The organism is Chimaeribacter coloradensis (genome assembly GCF_002858715.1).
Lineage (GTDB): Bacteria > Pseudomonadota > Gammaproteobacteria > Enterobacterales > Enterobacteriaceae > Chimaeribacter > Chimaeribacter coloradensis.
Genome location: NZ_PJZH01000001.1, coordinates 37,140 through 59,869 on the forward strand (window position 1 = coordinate 37,140; position 22,730 = coordinate 59,869).

At 61.1% G+C, this 22,730-nt stretch carries 20 protein-coding genes; 11 read left to right on the forward strand and 9 right to left on the reverse strand.

The window, feature by feature from the left end; translation table 11 throughout:
- Window positions 1-20: 20 nt before the first annotated feature.
- From betI to map, 5 genes are all read left to right on the forward strand, one after another.
- On the forward strand, window positions 21-629 hold the full coding sequence (betI, locus tag CYR32_RS00165) for a transcriptional regulator BetI (RefSeq protein ID WP_101821371.1): 609 nt from the start codon (window positions 21-23) through the stop codon (window positions 627-629).
- 48 nt (window positions 630-677) lie between these two features.
- Complete coding sequence (gene betB, locus CYR32_RS00170) at window positions 678-2,150, forward strand: betaine-aldehyde dehydrogenase (protein WP_101821373.1); 1,473 nt, start codon at window positions 678-680, stop codon at window positions 2,148-2,150.
- Window positions 2,151-2,287: 137 nt separating this feature from the next.
- Window positions 2,288-3,973 (forward strand): choline dehydrogenase, encoded by a 1,686-nt coding sequence (gene betA, locus CYR32_RS00175; protein ID WP_101821375.1) that lies wholly within the window; start codon window positions 2,288-2,290, stop codon window positions 3,971-3,973.
- A 146-nt stretch (window positions 3,974-4,119) separates the two neighbouring features.
- Window positions 4,120-4,332 (forward strand): ParD-like family protein, encoded by a 213-nt coding sequence (locus CYR32_RS00180; protein WP_101821376.1) that lies wholly within the window; start codon window positions 4,120-4,122, stop codon window positions 4,330-4,332.
- Window positions 4,329-5,117, forward strand: a complete 789-nt coding sequence (gene map, locus CYR32_RS00185) for a type I methionyl aminopeptidase (RefSeq protein WP_101821378.1) — start codon at window positions 4,329-4,331, stop codon at window positions 5,115-5,117. Before CYR32_RS00180 ends, map begins: the two co-directional genes overlap by 4 nt.
- A 75-nt stretch (window positions 5,118-5,192) precedes the next feature.
- Here the strand turns inward: map and CYR32_RS00190 are convergent, their stop codons facing one another.
- The gene (locus CYR32_RS00190) at window positions 5,193-5,777 is read right to left on the reverse strand and encodes a YceI family protein (protein WP_101821380.1); all 585 of its coding nucleotides are present in this window, start codon (window positions 5,775-5,777) and stop codon (window positions 5,193-5,195) included.
- A gap of 191 nt (window positions 5,778-5,968) precedes the next feature.
- Complete coding sequence (locus tag CYR32_RS00195) at window positions 5,969-6,628, reverse strand: hypothetical protein (protein ID WP_146000648.1); 660 nt, start codon at window positions 6,626-6,628, stop codon at window positions 5,969-5,971.
- A gap of 216 nt (window positions 6,629-6,844) precedes the next feature.
- Here CYR32_RS00195 and CYR32_RS00200 point away from each other — a divergent pair, with 216 nt between their 5' ends.
- A complete protein-coding gene (locus CYR32_RS00200; protein WP_101821384.1) occupies window positions 6,845-7,291 on the forward strand; it encodes a GNAT family N-acetyltransferase in 447 nt (148 codons plus the stop codon).
- A 2-nt stretch (window positions 7,292-7,293) separates the two neighbouring features.
- On the opposite strand, the gene CYR32_RS00205 is transcribed toward CYR32_RS00200, so the two are convergent.
- Entirely contained in the window at window positions 7,294-8,232 is a 939-nt protein-coding gene (locus CYR32_RS00205; protein ID WP_101821387.1) for a LysR family transcriptional regulator, read from the reverse strand.
- A gap of 168 nt (window positions 8,233-8,400) precedes the next feature.
- Between CYR32_RS00205 and CYR32_RS00210 the strand changes: the two genes are divergently transcribed.
- The 4 genes from CYR32_RS00210 (at window position 8,401) to CYR32_RS00225 (ending at window position 12,883) form a co-directional block, all read left to right on the forward strand.
- On the forward strand, window positions 8,401-8,835 hold the full coding sequence (locus CYR32_RS00210) for a DMT family transporter (RefSeq protein ID WP_101817654.1): 435 nt from the start codon (window positions 8,401-8,403) through the stop codon (window positions 8,833-8,835).
- A 3-nt stretch (window positions 8,836-8,838) separates the two neighbouring features.
- Complete coding sequence (locus CYR32_RS00215) at window positions 8,839-9,291, forward strand: DMT family transporter (protein ID WP_101821389.1); 453 nt, start codon at window positions 8,839-8,841, stop codon at window positions 9,289-9,291.
- Window positions 9,292-10,258: 967 nt separating this feature from the next.
- Complete coding sequence (locus CYR32_RS00220; RefSeq protein ID WP_101821392.1) at window positions 10,259-11,143, forward strand: nucleoside-specific channel-forming protein Tsx; 885 nt, start codon at window positions 10,259-10,261, stop codon at window positions 11,141-11,143.
- 144 nt (window positions 11,144-11,287) lie between these two features.
- Window positions 11,288-12,883, forward strand: coding sequence for an ABC-F family ATPase (locus CYR32_RS00225; protein WP_101821394.1), 1,596 nt, complete (start codon window positions 11,288-11,290; stop codon window positions 12,881-12,883).
- Between the two features lie 69 nt (window positions 12,884-12,952).
- Here CYR32_RS00225 and CYR32_RS00230 read toward each other — a convergent pair whose 3' ends face one another.
- Both CYR32_RS00230 and CYR32_RS00235 read right to left on the reverse strand, forming a co-directional pair.
- Window positions 12,953-15,316, reverse strand: coding sequence for a glycoside hydrolase family 31 protein (locus CYR32_RS00230; RefSeq protein WP_101821396.1), 2,364 nt, complete (start codon window positions 15,314-15,316; stop codon window positions 12,953-12,955).
- 14 nt (window positions 15,317-15,330) lie between these two features.
- Window positions 15,331-16,629, reverse strand: a complete 1,299-nt coding sequence (locus tag CYR32_RS00235; RefSeq protein WP_101821398.1) for an MFS transporter — start codon at window positions 16,627-16,629, stop codon at window positions 15,331-15,333.
- Window positions 16,630-16,932: 303 nt separating this feature from the next.
- On the opposite strand from CYR32_RS00235, the gene CYR32_RS00240 reads away from it, so the two are divergent.
- Window positions 16,933-18,006, forward strand: coding sequence for a LacI family DNA-binding transcriptional regulator (locus CYR32_RS00240; RefSeq protein ID WP_101821400.1), 1,074 nt, complete (start codon window positions 16,933-16,935; stop codon window positions 18,004-18,006).
- A 41-nt stretch (window positions 18,007-18,047) separates the two neighbouring features.
- Here the strand turns inward: CYR32_RS00240 and CYR32_RS00245 are convergent, their stop codons facing one another.
- The 4 genes from CYR32_RS00245 to CYR32_RS00260 are packed head-to-tail and all read right to left on the reverse strand — an operon-like array spanning window position 18,048 to window position 22,597.
- Window positions 18,048-20,039, reverse strand: a complete 1,992-nt coding sequence (locus tag CYR32_RS00245; protein WP_146000649.1) for a hypothetical protein — start codon at window positions 20,037-20,039, stop codon at window positions 18,048-18,050.
- Entirely contained in the window at window positions 20,036-20,926 is an 891-nt protein-coding gene (locus CYR32_RS00250; RefSeq protein WP_101821404.1) for a hypothetical protein, read from the reverse strand. Before CYR32_RS00250 ends, CYR32_RS00245 begins: the two co-directional genes overlap by 4 nt.
- On the reverse strand, window positions 20,923-21,564 hold the full coding sequence (locus tag CYR32_RS00255) for a class I SAM-dependent methyltransferase (RefSeq protein WP_241523716.1): 642 nt from the start codon (window positions 21,562-21,564) through the stop codon (window positions 20,923-20,925). Before CYR32_RS00255 ends, CYR32_RS00250 begins: the two co-directional genes overlap by 4 nt.
- Window positions 21,554-22,597, reverse strand: a complete 1,044-nt coding sequence (locus tag CYR32_RS00260) for a glycosyltransferase family 2 protein (protein ID WP_101821406.1) — start codon at window positions 22,595-22,597, stop codon at window positions 21,554-21,556. Before CYR32_RS00260 ends, CYR32_RS00255 begins: the two co-directional genes overlap by 11 nt.
- Window positions 22,598-22,730 lie beyond the last annotated feature (133 nt).

Here is a 22,730-nt window from a genome sequence, read left to right on the forward strand (position 1 = left end):
TTTTACCCGGAGAGGGAACCATGCCGAAGGTAGGAATGCAGCCGATCAGGCGGCAGCAATTGATTGAGGCCACGCTGGCCGCAGTGAATGAAGTGGGGATGCATGACGCCTCCATTTCGCAGATTGCCCGGCGTGCCGGGGTGTCGAACGGCATTATCAGCCACTACTTCCGTGACAAGAACGGGCTGCTGGAAGCCACCATGCGCTACCTGATAAGCCACCTCGGCGAGGCGGTGCGCCAGCGGCTGAGGCCGCTCCGGGGCGCGGATGCCCGGCTCCGCCTGCGGGCGATTGCCGAAGGCAACTTTGACGAAAGCCAGACCAACAGCGCGGCGATGAAAACCTGGCTGGCCTTCTGGGTCAGCAGTATGCACAGCCCGCAATTGAAACGTTTACAACGGGTTAACAGCCGGCGGCTGTTTTCCAATTTATCTGCCGAGTTCCGCCGCAGCCTGCCGAAAGTGCAGGCGCGCCGTGCCGCCAACGGGCTGGCCGGGATGATTGACGGCCTCTGGTTACGCAGCGCCCTGAGCGGCGACACCTTTGACCGCCGGGAAGCGCTGGAGATCACGTTCGATTACATCGACCAGCTGCTGACCGCCCCGGCCCGCGAGGCGCGGCACGACTGATCGCCACCCGACAGGCGACCGGCACTACACAACAGACAGGAGAGACACATGTCCCGCTATGGCTTGCAAAAACTCTACATCAACGGCACCTACACCGACTGCGCCGACGGCCAGACCTTTGACGCCATCAACCCCGCCAACGGCGAGGTGATCGCCCAGGTCCAGGCGGCCACGGCGGCTGACGTCGATCGGGCGGTTGCGGCCGCAGCGAAAGGGCAGAAGGTCTGGGCGGCGATGACCGCCATGCAGCGCTCGCGCATCCTGCGCCGGGCGGTGGATATTCTGCGTGAGCGCAATGACGAGCTGGCGGCGATCGAAACCGCCGACACCGGCAAACCGCTCTCCGAAACCACCACGGTAGACATCGTGACCGGCGCGGATGTGCTGGAGTACTACGCCGGGCTGGTGCCGGCCATTGAAGGGCAGCAGATCCCGCTGCGCGACAGCGCCTTTGTCTACACCCGCCGCGAGCCGCTGGGCGTGGTGGCCGGGATCGGTGCCTGGAACTACCCGATCCAGATCGCGCTGTGGAAATCTGCCCCGGCGCTGGCCGCCGGTAACGCCATGATCTTCAAACCGAGCGAAGTCACCTCGCTGACGGCGCTGAAGCTGGCGGAGATCTACACCGAGGCGGGCCTGCCGGACGGCGTGTTCAACGTGCTGCCGGGCAGCGGCAAGCAGGTCGGCCAGGCGCTGACCGAACACCCCGGCATCGCCAAAGTCTCCTTTACCGGCGGCGTGGTGAGCGGCAAGAAAGTGATGGCGAACGCGGCCGGTTCCACCCTGAAAGAGGTGACCATGGAGCTGGGCGGCAAGTCCCCGCTGATCGTGTTTGATGACGCCGACCTCGACCGCGCGGCGGACATCGCCATGATGGCCAACTTCTACAGTTCCGGCCAGGTCTGCACCAACGGCACCCGCGTGTTTGTGCCGGAAAGCCTGAAAGCCGCATTTGAGGAGAAAATCCTGGCGCGCGTGCAGCGCATCCGCATCGGCCAGCCGACCCAGCCGGACGTCAACTTCGGCCCGCTGGTGAGCTTCGCCCACATGGAAAACGTGCTGCGCTTTATTGAGAGCGGCAAAAAAGCGGGCGCGCGCCTGCTGGCCGGTGGCGAGCGCCTCACCGACGGCGTGCTGGCGCAGGGCGCCTGGGTCGCCCCGACGGTGTTCAGCGACTGCACCGACGACATGGAGATTGTGCAGGAGGAGATCTTCGGGCCGGTGATGAGCATCCTCACTTACCAGACGGAAGAGGAGGTGATCGCCCGCGCCAACAACACCACCTTCGGCCTGGCGGCCGGGCTGGTCACCCGTGACCTGAACCGCGCGCACCGCGTCATCCACCAGCTGGAAGCCGGTATCTGCTGGATCAACACCTGGGGTGAATCCCCGGCGGAGATGCCGGTCGGCGGCTACAAGCACTCCGGCGTCGGCCGTGAGAACGGCCTCGGCACGCTGGAACACTACACGCAGATCAAATCGGTTGAGATTGAGCTGGGCGACTTCAGCTCCGTGTTCTGACCGACCCACGACATTTTGTCAGGGGCAGCAGGCCTGAGGCCTGCCGTGTTTATGCGGGGGCAACCTTACCCCGCCGGCCGCCGCCTTCCGGCGGCCCGATGCCCCGACCCACAGCAACAACATTGAGGAGACATTCAATGGAATACGATTACATCATCATCGGGGCCGGCTCCGCGGGTAACGTCCTCGCCACCCGCCTGACCGAAGACCCGGGTGTCACCGTACTGCTGCTGGAAGCCGGTGGCCCGGACCACCGCCTCGATTTCCGTACCCAGATGCCCGCCGCGCTGGCCTTCCCGTTACAGGGCAAGCGCTACAACTGGGCCTACGAGACCGACCCGGAGCCGTACATGAACAACCGCCGCATGGAGTGCGGGCGCGGCAAAGGACTGGGCGGCTCGTCGCTGATCAACGGCATGTGCTACATCCGCGGCAACGCGATGGATTTCGACAACTGGGCGAAAGCGCCGGGGCTGGAAAACTGGAGCTACCTCGACTGCCTGCCGTACTTCCGCAAAGCGGAAACCCGCGACATCGGCCCGGATGACTACCACGGCGGTGACGGCCCGGTGAGTGTGGCGACGCCGAAAGCCGGCAATAACCCGCTGTTCCACGCGATGGTGGAAGCGGGCGTGCAGGCGGGCTACCCGCGCACCGACGACCTGAACGGCTACCAGCAGGAGGGCTTCGGCCCGATGGACCGCACCGTGACGCCGAACGGCCGCCGCGCCAGCACCGCGCGCGGTTACCTCGATCAGGCGAAAACGCGCAGCAACCTGACCATCCTGACCCACGCCACCACTGACCGCATCCTGTTTGACGGCAAACGCGCGGTGGGTGTCAGCTACTACCACCAGGATGAGTACAACGCCAAAACCGCGCGCGCCAGCCGCGAAGTGCTGCTCTGCAGCGGCGCAATCGCCTCGCCGCAGATCCTGCAACGTTCCGGCGTCGGCCCGGCCGCGCTGCTGAACAGCCTCGACATCCCGGTGGTGCATGACCTGCCGGGCGTGGGCGAAAACCTGCAGGACCACCTGGAGATGTACCTCCAGTACAGCTGCACCCAGCCGGTGTCGCTCTACCCGGCGTTGCAGATGCATAACCAGCCGAAAATCGGCGCGGAGTGGCTGTTCAAAGGCACCGGCGTCGGTGCCAGCAACCAGTTCGAGGCGGGCGGCTTTATCCGCAGCCGCGACGAGTTCGAATGGCCGAACATCCAGTACCACTTCCTGCCGGTGGCGATTAACTACAACGGCAGCAACGCGGTGAAAGAGCACGGCTTCCAGGCGCACGTCGGTTCAATGCGCTCGCCAAGCCGCGGCCGCGTGCAGGTGAAATCGAAAGATCCGCGCCAGCACCCGAGCATCCTGTTCAACTACATGTCCAGCGAGCAGGACTGGCAGGAGTTCCGTGACGCGATCCGCATCACCCGTGAGATCATGGCGCAACCGGCGCTCGACCCGTACCGCGGCCGTGAAATCAGCCCCGGCGCGCATGTGCAGAGCGACGAAGAGCTGGACGCCTTTGTCCGTGAACATGCGGAGACCGCCTTCCACCCGTGCGGCTCCTGCAAAATGGGCAACGACGAGATGGCGGTAGTGGACGGCGAAGGCCGGGTACACGGCATGAAGGGCCTGCGTGTGGTGGATGCCTCCATCATGCCGCAGATCATCACCGGTAACCTGAACGCCACCACCATCATGATCGCCGAGAAGATGGCCGACGCCATCCGCGGCCGCCGGCCGCTGCCGCGCAGCACCGCAGACTACTACGTCGCAGGGGATGCGCCGGTGCGCACCGCGCCGCTGAAGAAAACCGCCTGATTTTTCAGGTAATAACAAAAAGCTGCCTCCGGGCAGCTTTTTTTATGGCCGGGCGCGCCGTGTTATAGACTTCGCGGACAGGGTGTATATACTTCGTATATCTGTTTTATATACACTTCATATATGATTTATAGCAGGTGAACGTGATGGGCATTATTAAAATTTCTGACCTTATGCACGACGAACTGCGCGCGGCGAGCGATATCTACTGCCGCTCCATCAACGCCCAGGCGGAGTACTGGCTGCGCATCGGCCGGCTGGCGGAACGCAACCCGGCCCTGAGCTACAGCGAGATCGTCAACTTATTGCACACGCCTGACCAGGCCAAGGACACACTGACCACCAAGGAGCATTCATGAACAACATTATGCTGCACTCCGCCGCGGATATTGAGCAGGCGCGCACCGCCGGCCACCTGGCGGCCGAAGTGCTGGCGATGATTGGCGAGTATGTCAAACCGGGCGTCACCACCGACGAACTGGACGCGATCTGCTACCGCTACATCGTCGACAAACTGCACTGCACCCCGGCCAACATCGGCTACCACGGCTACCCGAAAACCATCTGTACCTCGGTGAACCATGTGGTGTGCCACGGCATCCCCACCGATAAAAAGGCGCTGAAAGAGGGGGATATCGTCAATATCGACGTGGCGCTGATCAAGGATGGCTGGTACGGCGACACCAGCCGCATGTACTACGTCGGCGAGCCGTCAATCCGCGCCAGGCTGCTGGTGGAAACCACCTATAACGCCATGGTGGCGGGCATCCGCGTGGTGAAACCGGGCGCAACGCTGGGCGACATCGGCTACGCCATCCAGAATGTGGCCCATGAGAAAGGCTTCTCCGTGGTACGCGAATATTGCGGCCACGGTGTCGGCACCGAGTACCACACCGACCCGCAGGTGCTGCACTACGGGCGGCCGGGCGAGGGGATGCCGCTGAAAGCGGGGATGATCTTCACCATCGAACCGATGATCAACGCCGGGAAAGCGCCGACCAGCACCCTGGGCGACGGCTGGACGGTAGTGACGCGCGACCGCTCGCTGTCGGCGCAGTGGGAGCACACCGTGGCGGTGACCGAAACCGGTTTTGACCTGCTGACCCCGTGGCCGGACGGCTACGGTGACTATGCGCCGATCTGACCCGGCACCGAGCTGACCGCAAAAAAAAGGCCTGTCTTTAGACAGGCCTGAAGCGCACGGCCAGGGGCCGGAAACTTACTTGGCGTAGGCTTCGGTGGAGATCGTAATCTGCACGTCGTCGCTCACGGCCGGGACATATTTGTCCACCTTGAAGTCAGAGCGTTTGATGGTGGTGGTGGCGTCAAAGCCGATCGCCTGCTTCTTCATCATCGGGTGCTCACCCTGTTTGTTCAGCACGGCGTGCAGCACCACCGGCTTGGTGATCCCTTTCAGGGTCAGGTTACCTTCAACGTCATACTTGTTGTCGCCGGTAGCAGTGACTTTGGTGCTGTGGAAAGTAGCAGCCGGGTATTTGGCGACGTCGAAGTAATCTGCGCCTTTGAATTCGCTGGTCAGCGCGGCCACATGGGTATCAATGCTGGTGACCGGGATGCTGACATCCACTTTGGACTGCGCCAGGTTTTCGGCGTCAAAGGCGATGTTGCCGGTGACGTTGGACAGGTCAGCGGTCGGGTGTGAAAAACCGAAGTGGGTCCAGGAGACCACCACGGAGGTATGGCCCGGGTCCATCGCGTAGTGTTGGGTGGCGGCGGCAGAGACCTGAGAATACAACCCGATGCTCATGATCACCGGGAGCCATACTTTTTTCATGACTGACATGGTTTACGTCCTTTTTGTTGAATAACGTTCGTTTACGTCTTCCCGCAGTCTGCGGTACTCCCCCCGATCCCGCCAGCTAATATATTTGACCGGTATATTCAAAAAATTTTACCAATCAGCCGGGTCAATATTTGTCATTCCTCAGGCATAAAAAAACCGCCCGCAGGCGGTTTTGGCAGAAAACAGGGCGGTTACCTGAAGGTAATCTGGCTGGTGACCTGTTTAACCAGCGCCTCATGCGCTTTGTTGTCATCAGACATCGTCATCAGCTGCACGTTGATCAACTGCACACCCTGCTGGGTCAGCAGCGTGGTGTTGAGCGCGCTTTTCTCGTTCTGTTTCAGCGCCGCATCCAGATGCAGGAACGCATGGTCAGCCAGCGTCATCACCTCTTTTTTCGACACGTTCACCGTGGAGTACTGCTTTTTATAGGCACTCAGCAGGCTTGGGATCGCCTGTTCCAGCGACGCTTTCATCTTGTCGTCGGCCACCGGCTCCACGCCCATCACCGTGGTCACGGTGATCATCTGGCGGGTGTCGGCATTCACGAAAACGCGGGCACGTGAAGAGGATTTCTCATTCGCTGCCGGGGATTTGTCAGCAAAGCCTTTCGGGATTTTCATCGCGAACGACGGTGCCGCTGCCTGCGCAGCCGGTGCAGGGGTATTGGCTTCCGCGGCCGGGGCGGCTTTCGCTTCTGCGTCGGCGGCTGGGGCGGCTTCCGCCGGTTGGGCGGCGGCCGTGCTGGCTTCCGCCGGTTTGGTCTCGGCGGGTTTGGTCGCAGCATTATCACAAGCAGTTAACCCGGCCAGCATCAGCGCCACCAGGGAGTATTTCATCAACGGAGTCATGGTATAAATTCCTAAGGTAAAGTAGCCGGCGAAATATACACAGGCCATGACAATAGGCGAATGAAAGATAAATTCACGCCGGCTACACTGTTAACTCCTTGTTCAACCTGCTGAAAAACGGTAAAAAATGTGCCGCGGCACCGTGCCGGAAACCTGCCCGCCGTGGGTGTGCCGGCGGTAATATAGACAGTGTGAATTATTATTTAGGGAAGCATTATGGCGAATATCGTGTGGCAAGACCTGCACCACAGTGAACTCACCGCCGCGCAGCTCTATGCGGTGCTGGCGCTGCGCTGCGAGGTGTTTGTGGTGGAGCAGCAATGCGCTTATCTGGACGTGGATGGCCGGGATCTGAGTGGCGAAACGCGCCACCTGATCGGCTGGCAGGCGGGCAGACCGGCGGCCTATGCGCGGCTGCTGAAAAATGAGACGGTGGCGATAGGCCGGGTGATCGTGGCCCCTGAGTCGCGCGGCCGGCGGCTTGGCATGGCGCTGATGGAGCAGGCGCTGGCCGCCTGTGCGCGCCACTGGCCGCAGGCAGGCGTGATGCTCTCCGCCCAGGCGCACCTCCAGCCGTTTTACGCTTCGCTGGGGTTCCAGCCCTGCTCCGCGGTGTATGACGAGGACGGCATCCCGCATATCGACATGCGGCTGGTGCGCTGACCTCAGCGGTCCCAGTAGGGTGGAGTGCCCAGTTTCTCTACCAGGAAATCGACCACCGCCCGCACATTGCGGGACGGCAGCCGGCTGCGCGGGTAAAGCGCCGCCAGCGTTGACGGCTCCAGCGTGATCGACGCCTGATACTCCGGCAGCAGCCGCACCAGCCGCCCCTGGTGCAGCGCCTCGCCAATCAGCCAGCTCGGGAACAGCACCAGGCCCAGGCCGTCCAGCGCCGCCTGCGTCAGGGTTTCGGCGTTGTTGCCGGTCAGCGGCCCGCGCAGGCTGTAGGCCTGCCACGGCTGTTCACTGTGGCGCGGGCGGAAGAACCAGCGCTGCGGCCCGGAGGAGCCTTTAAACACCAGGCAGCGGTGGGCGTGCAGATCCTCCGGGGTGCGCGGCGTGCCGAACTGCGCCAGGTAGGCCGGGCTGGCCGCCAGCCGGTAGCGCAGCCGCGCCAGCGGCCGGGCGTGCATGCTGGAGTCATTCAAAACCCCGATGCGGATCAGCAGATCGGCGGCGGTGTGCAGCGGGTCAACGTAGTCATCGGTCTGGGTCAGCTCTACCGTCAGCTTCGGGTAACGCTCCGCCAGCGACGCCAGCCACGGGGCGAGGTGCCGCTGGCCGAACACCACCGGCGCATTGATGCGCACCAGCCCGCCCGGCAACTGCTCCCGCTCCTGCAACGTGCGCGCCGCCTCATCCGCCTGTTCCAGCATCCGCCGCGCATAGTGGCTGAACGCCAGCCCCGCCTCGGTGGGGGCCAGCGCGCGGGTGTTGCGATAAAGCAACTGGGTATGCAACTGCTGCTCCAGCTGCTGGATCACCCGTGACACGGACGAGGGCGCGACCCCGGTACGCCGCGCCACCTCGGAGAAACTCCCTTCATCCAGCACCGCCACAAACAGCCGCAAGGCGCGCAGGGAAACTGCATCCACATCGTTCATCTGTGCATCATCCGCAAAACTCTTTTCATGATTATCCGGTTTTTCGCAATAACGCGCCAGGGTATAGTCCGCCTCCGCCCATGAGGGGCGGCTTGTTTTTGCATTGACCTGCTGACAACACACTTTCTGAGCATAACAACACGCTCTCTGACAATAAAAAGGCGACACATGAACCTGTTACTGATCCCGCTGGTGATCCTCGGCGGCATGGGGCTGTCGGTGGAGGCCGGGTTACTCGGCCCGCTGGGCGGCGAAGTGGGCCATCTCTGGGCCACCCTGAGCATCTTTGGCGTTGGCAGCGCCCTGACACTGCTGCTGGTGCTGTTCTTCGGCCCGCGCAACGCCCCTTCCTTTACCGCCCAGCCCGGCTGGCAGCTGCTTGGCGGCATCCTTGGGCCGGTCTATGTGGTGGTGCTGACCCTGACCACGCCGGTGATCGGCCTGGCGATGACCATGATCGCCATTCTCTCCGGCCAGGTGGCCAAGAGCGTGCTGATCGACCACTACGGCTGGTTCGGCGGCGCGAAGAAGAAGATTGGGCGGGAACGCCTGCTGGCGCTGCTGTTTATTATTGCGGCACTGTGGCTGATTGCGCGGGGATAAGTGATGACAGAAGTAATTATGGTTGTACTGGCGATCATCGCCGGGGCCGCGCTGAGCGTTCAGGCGGCGATTAACGGGCAGCTCGGCGCACGCGTCGGGGTGCTGAAAAGCGCCTTCCTCACCTTCAGCCTGGGTGCGCTGGTGACGATGCTGCTGATCCTGTTCTTTGAAAGTGCCCACCCGCAGACGCTGATGACCGTGCCGAAGTGGCAACTGGCCGGGGCGCTGTTCGGTGTGCCTTACATCATCATCATGGTGACGGCGGTGCCGCGTGTGGGTACCGCGGTGGCGACGGTGGCGGTGATCCTCGGCCAGCTGGCGATGAGCATCCTGATCGACAGCTTCGGCTGGCTGGATAACCCGGAGATTCCGCTCAGCGGGAACCGGCTGGCGGCGGTGGTCTGCCTGGCGGTCGCGCTGGGGCTGATTTACCGGAGTAATAAGAAGGGGGAGTAGGCTTTCCTGCCGGAAGGTTGAAAAGTGTTGTGGAAGGTTTCGGTTGTTCGTATATGAGACGTTCCGCTGAATTTAATGGTGAAGTGGAAGGTTTCGGTTGTTCATGAGCCGTTGTCCACCCAGCTTCCCCAGCCTCAACCGAGCAGGGCCTGCCGGCGCGCCGGCCCTGCACCCGCGCGCTTTCGGTGCCCCGGCTGAATCATTGCACGCTCCCGCGTGTCCCCTCATTACGCCTCCGGGCTGCTCGGGCCGGTACAGACACGCTCCCGGCGTGGCTGTACCTCTCGCGGGCATCCATGCCCGCTCACCCGGCCCTGCGTCTCCATTCGGCAATGATTTTTACGCCCCCACCTCCTCTGCAAATCCTTGAGTATGTAAGGAAAGAGTAGGTGGGGGTATTTGTATGTGTTGTGTGCTTATCCGGCCTCGCATTTCTGTTTGGCAACGGTTTTTATGCCCTCGCCACCTCTGCAAATCTTTGGGTATTGGCAACGGTTTTTATGCCCTCGCCACCTCTGCAAATCTTTGGGTATGTAAGGAAAGAGTAGGGGGAATCTTGGTGTGACATCTGCCTCTCTTTTGTCTTTCGTAATCTCATTCACCCGTGATCTGAAATCCCCTTTATTTCCCCCTTTGCCCAAAAAATCTCCGCTTGTTACCGGAAATTCAACTTTTGCTAAGTAACCGTTTGCGCAACCGATAAAAAACGGTATCTTTACCGCCGCCAGCGATATGTGAGCAGGATCACGAAACAAATGCATAACAATGCAACTCAAATTGACATTTGTTGACACAATCGCGTATTAAGTTACGAAATCATGACAACTAAGAATCTTCTGAGGATCAGGGGTAAACCGGTCTTCAGGAATTTGAAGCAATGATCGTTAATGACGCTGCCGCCGCGGGGGTGTGAATGACCTCCGCCGTCCGGCAGGGACACGCCCCCCTTTTACGCACTGGAACCACAATGAAAAATCGTCTTTTCGCCGCGGGCGCGTTGATCGCCCTCTCTTATAGCGCCAGCGCCCTGGCTGAATCCAATGTCGGGTCCAGCGATCAGGGGGAATACCTCTCTGACTGGTGGAAACAGAGCGTGAACGTGGTGGGCAGCTACCATACCCGCTTTGGGCCGCAGCTGAACAACGATCTCTACCTCGAATATGAAGCCTTTGCCCATAAAGACTGGTTCGACTTCTACGGCTATGTGGATGTGCCGAAATTCTTCGGCGCAGGCAACAGCAATGACGTCGGCATCTGGAACAAAAACGGCTCGCCGCTGTTTATGGAGATCGAACCGCGCTTCTCCATCGACAAACTCACCGGCACTGACCTGAGCTTCGGGCCGTTCAAAGAGTGGTACTTCGCCAACAACTATATCTATGATATGGGCCCGGACAGCGACAATCGCCAGAACACCTGGTACATGGGCCTCGGCACTGACGTCGACACCCATACCCCGCTGAACCTCTCCCTGAACGTCTACGCCAAATACCAGTGGGAAAACTACAGCGCCGCCAACGAAAACAGCTGGGACGGCTACCGCTTCAAAGTCAAATACTTCCTGCCGCTGGGCGACCTGTGGGGCGGCCACTTCAGCTACATCGGCTTCACCAACTTCGACTGGGGCTCTGACCTCAACGAAAACGGCAACAAGTCCCGTACCAGCAACTCCATCGCCTCCAGCCACATCCTGGCGCTGAACTACGCCCACTGGCACTACTCCGTGGTGGCGCGTTACTTCCATAACGGCGGCCAATGGCAGGACGGCACCGAGCTGAACTTCGGCAAGGGCAACTTTGACGTCAAGTCTACCGGCTGGGGCTACTATGCGGTGATCGGCTACAGCTTCTGATCCCGCGCTCCCCTGCACACCCAACCCGGCTCCGGCCGGGTTTTCTGTTTATTGCGCGAAAAACAACCAAAACGATGCGCGACCCCGCCCGCCGGTTATGGCATAATGCGCGCCTCATCACATTCCCAGACAAGAGCGAGCGTTGTGTTAAGCACTAACAACATCACCATGCAATTCGGCAGCAAGCCGCTGTTCGAAAATATTTCCGTCAAATTTGGCGGCGGCAACCGTTACGGCCTGATCGGTGCCAACGGCTGCGGTAAATCCACCTTTATGAAAATTCTCGGCGGGGATCTGGTGCCGAGCAGCGGCAACGTGTTCCTTGACCCGAACGAACGCCTGGGTAAATTGCGCCAGGACCAGTTCGCCTATGAGTCCTTCACCGTGCTGGACACCGTGATCATGGGCCACGACGAACTGTGGCAGGTGAAAGAAGAGCGCGACCGCATCTACGCCCTGGCTGAGATGAGCGAAGAGGACGGCTACAAAGTGGCTGACCTGGAAGTGGCCTACGGCGAAATGGACGGCTACACCGCCGAAGCGCGCGCCGGTGAACTGCTGCTGGGCGTCGGTATCCCGGTGGAACAGCACTACGGCCCGATGAGCGAAATCGCCCCCGGCTTCAAGCTGCGTGTGCTGCTGGCGCAGGCGCTGTTCTCCAACCCGGAGATCCTGCTGCTCGACGAACCGACCAACAACCTGGACATCGACACCATCCGTTGGCTGGAGCAGGTGCTGAACGAACGTAACAGCACCATGATCATCATCTCGCACGACCGTCACTTCCTGAACATGGTCTGCACCCACATGGCTGACCTGGACTACGGCGAGCTGCGCGTTTACCCGGGCAACTATGACGAATACATGACCGCCGCCACCCAGGCGCGTGAGCGCCTGCTCTCTGACAACGCCAAGAAAAAGGCGCAGATTGCTGAGCTGCAATCCTTCGTCAGCCGCTTCAGCGCCAACGCCTCCAAATCCAAGCAGGCGACCTCCCGCGCCCGCCAGATTGACAAGATCCAGCTCGATGAGGTCAAAGCCTCCAGCCGCCAGAACCCGTACATCCGCTTCGATCAGGACAAAAAACTGTTCCGTAACGCGCTGGAAGTGCAGGAGCTGGCCAAGGGCTATGACGAGGGCCTGCTGTTCAAAAACCTCAACCTGATGGTGGAAGTGGGCGAGAAAGTCGCGGTACTGGGTGCCAACGGCATCGGTAAAACCACCCTGCTGAAAACGCTGGTGGGCGACGTCGAGGCCAACGCAGGCACCGTGAAGTGGTCTGAGAACGCCAACATCGGCTACTACGCCCAGGACCACGCGGAAGATTTCGACGTGGACATGACCGTCTTCGACTGGATGAGCCAGTGGAAGCAGGAAAAAGATGACGAACAAGCGGTGCGCGGTATCCTCGGCCGTTTGCTGTTCGGCCAGGACGACATCAAGAAAAAGGTCAAAGTGCTCTCCGGGGGCGAGAAGGGCCGCATGCTGTTCGGCAAGCTGATGATGCGCAAACCGAACGTGCTGATCATGGACGAACCGACCAACCACCTCGACATGGAGTCGATCGAGTCCCTGAACATGGCGCTGGAGATGTACGAAGGCACGCTGATCTTCGTCTCCCACGACCGTGAGTTCGTCAGCTCGCTGGCGACCCGCGTGCTGGAGATCACCCCGAACAAGGTGATCGACTTCGGCGGCACCTACGAAGACTACCTGCGCAGCCAGGGCATCTACGCCTGATTTTATTCGCGCACAAAAAAGCCGGGCAGCTGCCCGGCTTTTTTTATGGCCGCGACCCAGGCCTTCGCCTTACAGCCGCCACGCCTTGCTCTCCACGCCGTCCACCCACAGGCGGCGGGTTTCGCCCGGCGGCAGCGTCAGGGTGATGTCCTGCCAGGCGGGCTGGTAGGTGCCTTTGCGATGGAAAGTGAGGCGGATGTCGGTGGCGGTGCAGGCCATCTCCCACGTCAGCCACAGCGCCTTATCCTGCCGGTAACCCCAGGTTTCGCCGTCATCCTCAAACAGCATGCCGTGGGAGGTACCTTCGCCGCGCAGCGGATAGAGTTTCAGCTCGCGCACGGTATCGGCCTGCGCATCCACATGGGTGATGCGCGCGCTGTGCGGCAGGGCAGCCCCGGCGCGCACCAGCAGCGGCAGCCGCTCCAGCGGGGCGTCCAGCGTCACCTGCTGGCCGCCGCTGAACCATTGCCCGCTGTGGTAGTCATACCAGCCGCTGCCGTTGTCCGGCAGCCACAGGCTGCGCTGCCGCTCGCCCGGCTCCACCACGCTCGCCACCAGCAGGTCACGCCCCAGCAGGAACTCGTCGCATTCGGCAAAGGTCTGCGCGTCATGCTCATGGTCAAGGAAAGTCGGCCGCAGCATCGGCTCGTCATCCGCATGGGCCTGCCACAGCAGGGTGTAGAAGTAGGGCAGCAGGCGGTAGCGCAGCTCAATCGCCTCGCGAATCGCCGGGGTCACCGCTGGGTACATCCACGGCTCGTTGACGGTGTGATCGTCATTCCAGGAGTGGATGGTAAAGCGCGGGTGCATCACGCCGTTCTGCACCCAGCGCACAAACAGCTCCGCCTCGGGCTTGTCGCCGGAGAAGCCGCCGACGTCGTGGCCGACGTTGTACAGCCCCGACAGGCTCATGCCGACGCCCATGCGGGTGTTGTAGCGCAGCGTCTCCCAGTTGGTGCGGTTGTCACCGCTCCAGGTCTGCACGTAGCGCTGCATCCCGGCGCAGCCGGAACGGGAGATCAGGTAAGGGCGTTTTTCCGGCGCGAACGCCTGTTGCGCTTCCATCGAGGCGCGCATCATCAACAGCGGCATCACCGGGCGGATATGTTTGATGGCGATTTCGCGGCCGAAGCCGTGGCAGCGCGCCTCGCCGTCCCACACTTCATATTCGTTGTTGTCATTCCAGGTCGAGTCGATGCCTTTCTCCAGCAGTTGCCCGGTGACGCCCTGTTGCCACCAGGCCACGGTGGCCGGGTTGGTGAAGTCGAGGTGCGAGCCTTCATCATCCCAGAAGCTGGAGCGCTCCGGGCACGCCTGCTCTGAATCCCGGATAAACAGCCCGCGCTCCGCCACTTCGTGGTAGCGCGGGTGGTCCTGCAACAGGCAGGGCTTGATGTTGGCCGCCAGCTTCAGCCCGGCGTCGTGGAATGCCCGGGTCATCACCTCCGGCTGCGGCACCTTGTCGTAGTTCCAGTTGAAGACATAGCGCTTGTTGTTGATCGAGGTGTAGCCGGAGGAGAGCTGGAACGAGTCGCAGGGGATCGCCTGCTCGCGGCAGAGCCGGATAAAGTGCATCAATTGCTGCTGGGCGTCCGGTGCGTCGGTGTAGTGCATGGTAGAGCCGCTGTAGCCCAGGCTCCATTTCGGGCCGAACAGCGTTTTGCCGGTGAGCCGCACGAAGGCCTTGGTGACATCCAGCACCTGCGGGCCGAGGAACAGGTAGTAGTCGATGTCGCCCGCTTCCGCCTGCCAGCGGCGGTAGGCCGGGTGGTAGTTGTCGATCTCGTTGCCCAGGTCGAGCCAGCAGCTGCTGAGGTTGTCATAAAACAGCCCGAAGCTGACCCCCGCCCGGCGGGTGATGGTGAACGGGATATGTTTGTAGAGCGGGTCGGTGGAGGCGGCGTTGTAGCCCATCGCGTCCAGGTTGCGCATCTCATAGCGTTTGCCGGTGCGCTGCAACGGCCCGGCTTTCTCGCCCAGCCCGTAGTAGGTGTCCTCTTTGTCGCGGCGCTGGTAGTGCGCCACGCCGTCGCCGTGGGCGTTGAGCTGGTAGGCGCTGGTCGGGCGGTCACTCACCAAGGGCTGCCACGCGCCGGCCTGGTCGCGGTAGTGCCACTCCAGCCACAGCGGCTGGTGCACCGTCACGCGCAGTTTTTCGCTGCTGATGCAGAGCGTCTCCCCCTGTTCTTCCAGGGTGAAGCCGGGCAGGGCAAAGCCCGCCACGCTCTCCCGCGCGCGGCCTTCCCACGGCACGTCGCCGTCCGGCGCGATGCTCCAGGTGCGGTCGAGTGCCAGCTGGTTACGGCGTTTGATCAGCACGCGGAACAGGCCCGCGTCCAGCACATAGAGGCAGAGGCGGTGGCTGCCGTCGACGGTTAACTCCACGTGGTGATCGTCAGCGGTCAGCAGCGACCAGTTTTTCAGCGTTTTCATCGTTACATTCCCTTTCAGGCGCGCGCAGTGCGGCGTTCAGCAATAAAGGCGATCAGGAAGACCGCGCCAATCAGGTCAAAGAACCCCATGGCAATAAACAGCGGGTTGAAGCCAATCTGGTCGGCGGTGACGCCAATCAGCAGTGAGAAGAGGAAGCTGGCGATCCAGGCGGCCGAGCCGCGCATCCCGTTGACGGTGGCCATCTGCCCGCGGTCAAAGGAGTCCACCACCAGCGCGCTCAGCATGCAGGAGATGATCTGATGGCCGAAGCCGCCCACCGAGATCAGCGCGATGGCGATGTAAGGGTCCTGGGTGGTGGCGACCAGCGCCAGGGAGAGCATCAGGAACGCGCCGGTGACGGAGCTGGCGACCACCGAGTTGGTGCGGGTGCAGCCAAACACGCGGACGTAGAGTTTGGTCAGGTAGCCGCTCGCCACGCTGCCGAGGTCGGCGGCCAGGAACGGCAGCCAGGCGAACATGGCGATCTGTTTCAGGTCCATGCCGCGCTCGTTGGCGAGGTAGAGCGGCACCCAGAAGCTCAGCACCGCCCAGGCCGGTTCCGCCATAAACGCCGGGATGGCGATGCCGTAGAAGCGTTTGTTCTTCGCCACGGTTTTCAGCGCGGTCAGGAACGGCAGTTTCACCGCCGGCGGCTCGTTATCCTGCTTGATGAAGGTCAGCTCATCTTTGCTCAGACGCGGGTGCTGCTCCGGGTTGTGGTAGAACAGCCACCAGAGCAGCACCCAGGCCAGCGCCAGCGCGCCGGTAAACATAAACGCCCCCTGCCAGCCAAAAGAGACATGGGCAAAGTAGACGATCGGCGGGGCCAGCATCGCGCCGACGGAGAAGCCCACGCCTGCCCAGCCCGCCGCAATCGGCCGCTCTTTTTTCGGGAACCATTCGCCGATGGTTTTGGCGTTGGCCGGGGTGGCGGCCGCTTCGGCACCGCCCATAAAGAAGCGCAGGATCGCCAGATGCAGCCAGCTGCCCGCCCCGGCATGCAGCATACAGACCACCGCCCAGATAGTGGCGCAGATCAAAAAGCCGAGCTTCAGGCCGATGACGTCAATCAGCCAGCCGCAGATCGGCTGGAACAGGGTGTAGGCGAGCTGGAATGCGCCGACAATCCAGGAGTACTGCTCAGTGGTGATGCCGAGGCTGGTTTTCAGCTCCGGCGCGAGGATGCCCAACGAGTTGCGGGTAATGTAGTTGATGGTGACGCCGAGCAGAAACAGCACCAGCACCCACCAACGCAGGTGACGGAAAGTGCGCTTCGCCGTAACGGCGGCCACATCCTGGTTTATGTGACTCATTCTGTCTGTTCTCCACGTAGGTACAGGGAATAACCGGAATTGGTATAACACCCTTTCAAAAGGGCTTAATAATTTTAAGTATTTGAATATTATCTATTTTAATGCCATTCGCCCGGTAAAACGGACGAAAGATGTTCGACAAATTGAGCCTAATCGAGTTATAAACTGACCAACAGCGGATTTTATGCAAAGATTTTCATCAGCCTGCGAAAAGCGGGCCGGGAACAGAGGCAAAATGGCAACATTACCCGACTCTCCTGCGATGAAAATTTTTTCATCGGCAAATCAGGCACAGATCACAAAATGGATAAAAAGCTTAAAATCAGCGAGATCGCGGCACAGACTGGCCTCTCTATCAGCACGGTGTCACGGGTCCTGGCGGGCAAAGCCAACACCAGCGAAGCGGCGCGGCAGCGCGTGCTGGCCTGTGCGCAGGCCAAAGGGGTATTGCAGGGCATGGCGGCGGGGCGGTTGTTGCTGAACAGCCTGGTGGTGTTTGCGCCGCAGCGGGCATTTGATGAACGGTCAGACGTTTTCTACTACCGGGTGATGCAGGGCATCAGCCAGGCGCTGGCGGCGCATGAGGTGCGGCTGCGCTACTGCCCGCTCGAGGAGCTGGGCAGCGACGCCAACCTCTTCCTCAGTAAAATGCATGACGCAGAGACCGAGGCCGCCATCCTGATCGGCATTGATGAGCCGCACATCCACGATCTGGCCGCCGACATCGGCAAGCCCTGTGTGCTGATCAACTGCCGTGACCGGAAAATGCGCCTGCCGGGCGTGGCACCGGATCATCAGCTGATCGGCGAATATGCGGCGGCCTACCTGTTCGAGCAGGGGCACAAGGCGGTGGTGAACCTGCTCTGCCTGCGGCGCTACACCATGGAGCTGCGGCTGGCGGGCATCCGTGACGCCTGGGAGGCGCAAAACCTGCTGTTTGATGAGGCAAAACACCTGATCAGCGCCCAGAGTTTCAGCGCCCGCGAGAGTGAACAGTTAATCAGTGACTTTCTGGCCGTGACGCCGCGCGCCTACCTGCCGAGCGCGCTGCTGGTGGGCGGGGACTATATGGCCGCAGGGGCGGTGAGCGCCCTGCAGAAAGCGGGGCTGCGGGTGCCGCAGGACATCTCCGTGATGAGCATCGACGGCTTCAACCTGGCGGCGATTCACGATGTGCCGCTCACCTCGCTGCATGTCCCGCGGGATGCGCTGGGCAGCGAGGCGGTGCACATCCTGCAACAGCGGCTGATCCGCCCGCAGGCCCCGGTGGGTAACCTGCTGCTCAACGGCACGCTGGTGGTGCGGGACTCGGTGCGCCGCATCCGCCCGCACAAAGCCCACACCGCCGTGCGCAACGAAGGGCTGTATGACGAGTGAGGAGGTTTCTTGTGAAAAACCCGCCGGTCAGCCTATAGCGCTTATTTTCCATGATAAACAACGCGGTAAATGGCATAGCCATCACTCTCCACCAGCCGGTTCAGGCTGAAACCGGCCGCATTGCCTGCCGGGGACAACAACTCAGCAGGGGGTAAGGCTGCGTTAACGATAATGACCTGTACCTGAAAACGCCGCATCTCCTGCTCCAGTGCGGCAAGGTGTGGTTGCGGTGAGTTGATGGCGTTAAACAGGCGCATCCGCGCGGCGAACTCTTCAGGCGGCAGGATAGTTTGCAGCATCACCGGGTAGGTGTGGCCCGGCATCACCAGCCCAAAATCAGGTTTCAGCAGTGGAACAAACGCGGCCACAGGGCTGTCGGTCAACAGGTTACCCCGCAGGTTCAGTTTGTCGAGCTGCGCCATCAGGTGCACCGCCGTTTGATATTGCGGCGGCAGCTTAGCGGAGGGCCAGCCGAGTTGTGTGCTGTTATCGGCTGACAGTGTCCAGCGCCCGCCCAGCAGGAAAGCCAGTAATACCGCACAGCCCAGCAATGCACCGGGCAGAAAGCGGCCTTTGCCGGTCATGGCGGCTGCCAGACCGGTACTGATGAGCAGCGGCACCGGCGCGGCCCAGGCGAGCCGCCAGCTCATATTCCGTGCAGAGACCTGAGCCAGCAGATCCGCAAACCACGGATTTAAAATCATCAGCAGGGTGGTGACGGTAAACAACAGGTAGCTGAGCGTACCGCGCCGCCAGGCCAGCACGCTGCACCCAAGCAGCAACGCCAGTAATGCGAGCGCATCACGTCGTGCCAGCCCCAATGAGGCGTTAATCGGCAGGTAAGTCCCGACCTCTGCCAGTGAAATACCAGAGGTATTGATAAACTTCAGCCAGAAAACAAAGAGTGCCGGGTAAATCAGCGCGATACCGAGGAAGAACCAGAAACGGACGACCTGCTTTAACGGCTTGTCCAGGGCGCAGGCCGCCACCAGCACCGTGGTAAATACCGTCAGGACCAGCCCTGATGACGAGACGCCCAGCGTCATAATATGTACCGCGGCCAGCGGCAGGGTGCGCAACAGCGTCGGCCGGTTCAGCAGCAGCAGGCCGGTAATGGCGGTTAAGGGCGTGGTCAGGGCAATCAGCAGTGCCTTGCCCTGAAATAACCGCACAAAGACCCGGTTGCCATACGCGATGTGCGACTCCCCCCAGGCGAACAGCAGCAGCACACACAGGGCCGTGGCGACAATGGCGCCATTACGCGGCAGGAATAACCGGCTGAATAAAAAGGCGACGGCCACGGTCAGCGCCGCGCTGATGCCCGGCACCAGCAGGTAGTAAACGGTGAACAGCGGCAGGTGGCCCCAGGTCGCGAGCCAGGCAATAAACGTCTCATACGAGGCAATACGGTAGGGCGCAAAACGGAAATGGGGGTAGACCGGCCCCAGCGTGGTATCAAAGGTGAGCGGCACCAACAGCGGGTGGCGCAGTGTCTGATCGGCCAGCTGGATGAAATGGGAATCATCGTAGTCAGAGCGGTAAGCCATGAGGGTCAGAATGACTGCGATCAGCATAATGCCGGCCAGCGCGCTATTCTGCCAGGCACGGGCCGGCAGTAAGGGATCGTCCGTCAGGACAGCCGCAGGCGAACGCCGTTTGGTCACCGCGATCAACAGCAGGCCGATGACCACGGTGCAAAAGCGCCAGCGATAGTCAGGTACCCAGAACAGCACCAGCGCGGTCATCAGAAGAATAACGATCCCGGCCAGACCGGGTGCCTGCCGGGCCGGCAGTGCCGGGCGCGCACGCAGGTAAAAGGCGCTGAACACGCAGGCGGCCCAGGCTGACAGCGCCAGCGTCAGGGGCAGCGCATAGAGAAAACCCCGGCTCAGTGATTGCCAGGGCAGCCCGCCGAAGGTGGCGGCATGCAGCGCCACGGTCCAGAGGATAAAAGGCAACGTAATAAAGGTGACACCGAACGCCATCCAACGCTCGGGCAACAGGGCAGGGCGCAATGTAACAGCGTGGGTCATGCGGGGCGTATCCTTTGAGGTGAGCAACAGAGACCAGTAACCACGAAAAACAGCACATCGCCGGCCACGGTAATCAGGCGTCCGGCCAGCACGGCCATCACCACATCCGGGTCGGCGACAATGCCTTTTAACAGGAACATCAGCACCATTTCACGGATCCCCACCCCAGCCGGGGCGCCGGGCGTGACCAGGCCAGCCAGCCAGGCGAGCACATAAGCCCCGCACAATGCCGGTATGACAGGCAGTAACGGCGCGGACGCAGGCACAATGATGCCCACCAGAACGGCGCAAAACAGCAACCCGGCGATCAGCAAAAACAGGCTGTAGCAGAGCAGGGCGGTGCGCAGGAACGGGGCGCGCTCAGGGGGGCTGATACGCCGCAGCAACAAAGAGGCCACAAGCCAGACAGCCAGGGCCAGCAGGGCGGCCGCAACAGGGGGCAGCCACGGCAACAGCAGCGGCAGTGCCAACAACCCGCACAGCCCGCCTCCTGCACAGAGCAGAGCCAGTTCCCACACTGTCGATTTAGCCAGCGCCCCGCCGGGCAGCCCGGCGGCCATGCCCAGCGCCTGCCGACCGGCAAAATGGAAGATATTGCCCGGCAGGTATTTGGCGAGTTGCGTCACGCCATAGATGCCCACTACCCAGCGTAGGCGGCAGGGCTGATGAAAACAGGCCAACAGCTGCGCCCAGCCGAAGGCCAGTAGCAGGTTGGCAGCGCCATAGGCCAGGGCGGCGGCGGCCATACCCAGCCAGGCCGCCGGGCCGAACCGTGCCAGATCCAGGTGGCTGCCGTAGTGCCACAAGCGCTGGGCGACAAACAGGATACCAAGCAGCGCGAGCAGCGTACCTGCCCAGTTCAGGGTACGTTTTACGGCGGCGTTCATCGGCGTGGTGTACAGAGCAACATGGTCCAGGGCAGCGGGCGTTTGACGTCTTCGACGTCAAAATAGCGCGAGACTAAGCGGATAAAATCCCGCTGTGACCAGTTTTGCAGATGGCCGGGCGTATTACCGAACTGCCCAAGGTATTTGCCGCGGGCCATATTCAGGACGCGCCATAAAGGTTCGCGCGGCACACTGATAATCAGGTGGCGGGTCACAATACGTTGCAATGCCTGCAACCCGGCTTCCGGATCTTCCAGGTGCTCCAGAACTTCGCAACAGACAATCAAATCTGCGCTGTCCTGCGGGGCCTGCACATCATAAATGCTGCGTGCTGTGAACAAAGAAGCTGCGTGCCCCTGCTCAGCGGCATTCTGTTGCGCCAGAGTAATCACCTGAGTGGAAAAATCGCATCCCCGGGCATCAATGCCCTGATGCTGCCAGCGCAACACCCAATAACCTTCACCACAGCCAACTTCATGGATGGAGTGCGGCGCGGCGCGGTGCACCAGTTCAGTCAGTGAGCGCTCAAAGCCGGCCATCATCCACTTCACCACCGGGTTGGACGATCCATATTTATCAAAGGTATTGCCAATAATGATGCCGTTTTCCTGGCTGCCGCCGGCGATTTTAATGCCCATAGTGGTTCCTGTTGTCATGGCCTGTTGCCGGAGTGACCGGAAAAGGCGTATCCAGCGCCTCCTCCTGCACCTTCGCCGGGTGCGCTGAGGGGGCGTCATCCTGAAGATGTAACTGGGTTTTGTAGCGGATATCTTCCAGCAGCTTGCGGTTAGCCGCCAGTAAGTCAGCCACGAAGGCGATCAACAGCGTCTGGAAGCCCATGCCAAGCAGGGTGGCGGCCAGAATCAGCGATTGGACATAACCCTGGCCCTCCCCTTGTACGAAGTGCCACAAAAAACGCAGGCCGATTAAAAAGCCGATACCAAACAGCACCATGCCGATGACGCTGAAAAACCGGAAGGGGCGATAGATAATGAAAATACGGACAATGGTAATGATGCTGCGCTTAATGTAGGAGGCCATGCTTTTTACCAGCCGGGAGGGACGCAAATCTTCATTTACCCGGATCGGCACTGACATAATGGCCATGTTCTTCTGCCCGGCCTGGATAATGGTTTCCAGCGTGTAGGTGTAATCATTGAACACAATCAGACGTTGCGCTGCCGCACGGCTGATGGCGCGAAAACCGCTGGGCGCATCCGGGATGTCGGTTTTGCTGGCGAGCCGCACCACCCAGCTGCCGAGTTTTTGCAGCCATTTTTTACACAGTGAGAAGTGCTCAATGGTGGCGATGGGGCGCGCGCCGATCACCATCTCAGCCTGATGCGCCAGAACCGGGGCGGTCAACAACGGGATATCCTGTGCTTCGTACTGGTTATCGGCATCCGTGTTGACAATCACATCCGCTCCCCGTGCCAGGCAGGCGTCCAGGCCGGTCATAAAGGCGCGGGCCAGCCCCTGATTGCCGGTATGGCGGATGATATGGTCCACCCCATTTTCCTGCGCGACGCGGCAGGTTTCATCCTCGCTGCCGTCATCAATAATCAGCCACTCCACGCTATCAAAACCGGGTACCTGCCGGGGCAGATGGGAAAGCGCTAATGCAAGCGTGCCTGCCTCGTTATAACAGGGGATCTGGATAATCAGTTTCAACGGAATTCCTCTGGCCTGAAGTAAGTGCACAAGAAATCGGACGTTTTACTTGGTTATGTCACGATATATTCGCAGCACCAATATTTGTGCTGCGAAATATTCATTGCGCTCCAGCATAGAGGAGGTGGGATGA